This is a genomic window from Aquimarina longa SW024 (genome assembly GCF_001401755.1).
In the GTDB taxonomy this organism is placed as follows: domain Bacteria; phylum Bacteroidota; class Bacteroidia; order Flavobacteriales; family Flavobacteriaceae; genus Aquimarina; species Aquimarina longa.
The window spans coordinates 1-4051 of the sequence record NZ_AVQK01000071.1 but is presented as its reverse complement, the minus strand read 5'-3'; the positions used below and the strand labels follow the sequence as shown (position 1 = coordinate 4051).

The window sequence follows — 4051 nt, the reverse complement described above, 5'->3', positions numbered from 1 at the left end:
ATCGTTGTATGTCAAGAACCTTCTTCCGGAGTATATGGTTCCTCAGTTATGGGTTAGTTTGGATGTGATGCCGTTGACTAGTAATGGTAAGATTGATCGGCGTTTGTTACCAGAGCCAGATCTCTCTACTCTGTCTAGTCAGGAGTATGTTGCTCCAAGGAATGAGCAAGAATCAGGGTTATGTTTTATTTGGCAGGAGTTACTAGGATTAGATCAGGTTGGAGTGTATGATGATTTCTTTGAATTAGGAGGTCATTCTTTATTAGCGACCCGTTTGGTTTCTATGATCCGTAGAGATTTAGGAATAGAAGTTTCTATTCGTTCTATATTTATGCATACTACGATTTCGGACTTATGTGTTCATTTAGGGACTTCTGAAGGTTCGTTATTACCAGCTATTGTTGCTCAAGATCGTCCGGATAAGGTTCCGTTATCCTTTAGTCAGGAGCGATTATGGTTTTTAGATCAGTTACAAGGCAGTTTAGAATATCACATGCCTATTGTTTTGCGACTGAGAGGAACTTTAGATGTTGCTATTTTAGAGGATTGTTTACGTAGTATTGTTTCTCGTCATGAGGTATTACGTACGGTTATTTATTCAGAAGGCGGTATTGGTTATCAGCGAGTTATTTCTTCAGAAGATTGGAGCCTTAGTCGTTCCTTTATAGGAGTTAGTTCAGAAGAGGGTAGTATTATTTCTTCTTTTTTAGAGACTCCATTTGATCTATCGAGAGATTATATGTTCCGTGCGTGTTTATATGATTTGGGAGAAAGGAATTATGTTTTGGCAGGAGTTTTCCATCATATTGCTAGTGATGGTTGGTCTAATGGCATTTTGGTTTCAGAATTCACATCATTGTATAGCAGTAGTATTTCAGGCTCTCCTGTTTCGCTTCCTATATTACCGGTTCAATATTCGGATTATGCGTTGTGGCAGCGGGAGTATGTAGAAGGTCTTGTTTTAGAGGATGAGTTATCGTATTGGGATAATAAGTTAAGTGGGGTTTCTGCATTATTATTACCAACAGACTATATGCGTCCTTCAGTTCAGAGTACGTTAGGTTCAAGTGTTGATTATAGATTAGATGAGCAGTTAAGTCAATCTCTTATTGCTTTAAGTCAATCAGAAGGGGTTACATTATTTATGTTATTGTTATCCGGTTTTAAGGTTTTGTTATCACGCTATAGTGGTCAGGATGATATTTGTGTTGGTATTCCTATAGCGAATCGTACACAATCGGATATTGAAGGTATGATTGGATTTTTTGTCAATACGTTGGCATTGCGTAGTGATTTGAGTGGTAATCCAAGTTTCCGAGAAGTTTTAGGTCGAGTAAAGGAGACGACCTTAGGAGGCTATGATCATCAATTAGCTCCTTTTGAGAAGGTTGTAGATCGAGTTGTTGCTAGTCGAGATATGAGTATGACACCATTGTTTCAGGTAATGTTTGATGTACAGAACAGTTCAGAAGAGCGCAATGAAGGTATTGAAGGTTTGGATCTTTCTGCTTATGAGTATGAAAGTACTACGTCTCAATTTGATTTGAATTTATCCATAGAAGAAGACGCTTCCGGATTCATCATTGATTTGGAGTATTGTACGGCTTTATTTGATGAGTCTACAATAGTGCGTATGTTAGTTCATTATGAAGAGCTATTACGCAGTATTGTTTTGGATGCTGGTCAAGATATTGGTTCTTTATCGATTTTGACTTCTAGAGAAGAATCGGAGTTAGTTCATGTTTTGAATGCTACAGATGTTAGTTATCCATTAGAGAAGACCTTTGTTAGTTTATTTGAGGAACAAGTTTTACAGAATCCAGAAGCGATAGCATTGGTTTATGGATCTGTTGGTTTGACCTATAAAGAGGTTTCAGATCGTTCAAATCAGTTGGCACATTATTTACGAGATCAAGGTGTTGTTTCAGACAGTTTGGTTGGGATTTGTATAGAGCGTTCTTTGGATATGGTTATTGGTATTTTGGGTATTTTAAAATCTGGAGGAGCTTATGTTCCTATCAAGCCAGACTATCCAGTCTCTAGGATATCCCATATGGTAGATGACACCGGTTTAGATATTATACTTACTGATGTTTGTAGTGTAGGTATTTTAGAGGATCTATCAGGTATTACTTGTGTTGTTTTGGATAGTTCAGAGAGTGCTTATTTGACTTATAGTAAAGACTCTTTATCTCTTTGTATTGCTCCTTCTTCGCTGAGTTATGTTATTTATACTTCTGGAAGTACTGGCTTTCCTAAGGGAGCTATGATTGAGCATAGAGGTTTATTGAATCACTTATTGGTGATGATTGATGCATTGGATATGGATAGTGATAGTGTTGTTGCATTTACAGCCCCATTCACATTTGATATTTCAGTTTGGCAGCTATTGAGTGGTTTGTTATGTGGGGGTCGTATAGTTGTGTATAGTGAGTCTTCTATTTTGGATGCGAGAGTTTTACAGGATCATTTATATGATGATGGGGTTACGATTTTACAGTTAGTTCCGTCATATGTATCGGAATTATTGGAGGTTGATTCGGAGAAGGATTTATCGAAATTAAATTATTTTCTAGTTACTGGAGAGGCTGCTCAAGTTTCTTTGGTAAGTAGATGGTTTTCTCGTTATCCAGATATTCCAGTTGTTAATGCTTATGGACCAGCAGAGGCTTCAGATGATGTTACGCTTCATATCCTGCGAGATGTTCCTCAAGGAGGAAGTGTTTCTATAGGAAAGCCTATTGCCAATACGCAATTGTATGTTGTAGATTCGTTATCTAATCTATGTCCAATAGGAGTTGTTGGTGAGTTATGGGTAAGTGGAGTAGGAGTTGGTCGAGGTTATATCAATGATATTGATAAGACAAGGGATCGTTTTATTTCGAATCCTTTTGTTGAAGGCGAATATTCTAGGGTTTATAAGACAGGAGATTTAGGTCGATGGTTGTCAGATGGTACGTTAGAGTTTGTGGGTAGGTCGGATGATCAGGTTAAGATTCATGGGTATCGAATAGAATTGGGAGAGATAGATAGTATTTTATCGACTCATGTAGCTGTTGTTAGTTGTTGTGTTTTAGCTCGTAGGGATGGATCAGGAATAAACCGTTTGGTTGGTTATGTTGTTGTTTCAGGTGATTTTGATGCTAGGATATTAGAGGAGTATTTATCAGGTCGTTTACCAGAGTATATGGTTCCTAGAGTTTGGGTTGATTTAGAGGTTATGCCATTGACGGGGAATGGTAAGATTGATAAGAATTCGTTACCCGATCCAGATGTTGGTTCGTTATCCAGAGGGGGTTATATAGGAGCTGCTACAGTTATAGAAGAGCAATTAGTTGGTATTTGGGAGGAGTTATTAGATTTAGATAAGGTAGGAGTTGAGGACAACTTTTTTGAGTTAGGAGGTCATTCGTTACTGGCTACTCGTTTGATTTCAATGATTCGTACGGAGTTGTCAATAGAGGTTGAGATTGCAGATGTTTTTTCATATAGTACAATCCGTTCTTTAGGGGAGTATGTTTCTACACAATCCGTTGGAGTTGTTTTACCAGCTATAGTTTCACGGGAGCGTCCGGAAAAGATTCCGTTATCCTTTAGTCAGGAGCGATTATGGTTTTTGGATACTCTTCAGGGTAGTTTAGAATATCATATGCCTACGGTACTGGAATTACGAGGCAGTTTAGATTTAGATGTTTTGGAGACTTGTTTTAGAGCTATAGTTGATCGTCATGAGGTGTTACGTACGGTTATTTATTCAGAAGGCGGTATTGGTTATCAAAGAGTTATTGATTCAGAAAGTTGGGAGTTGAGTAGGGTTGTTATCGAACAAGGGGATGTTTTAGAGGATGTGCTTTCAGATTTTATAGAAGAGCCATTTGATTTATCGAGAGATTATATGTTCCGCGCTTGTGTATACGATGTTGGTTCAGATTGTTATGTATTAGGTTGTGTATTTCATCATATTTCTAGTGATGGATGGTCAGAGGGTATTTTGATCAGTGAGTTTATGGAGTTGTACAGTTCATTAGGAGCTGCTAGAGACTCTGTCTTA

General features: G+C 37.9%; 1 protein-coding gene. It reads left to right on the top strand.

From position 1 onward, the window contains the following. A partial coding sequence (locus N456_RS08780) for a non-ribosomal peptide synthetase (protein WP_148639261.1) occupies positions 1-4051 on the top strand: 4051 nt, incomplete at both ends.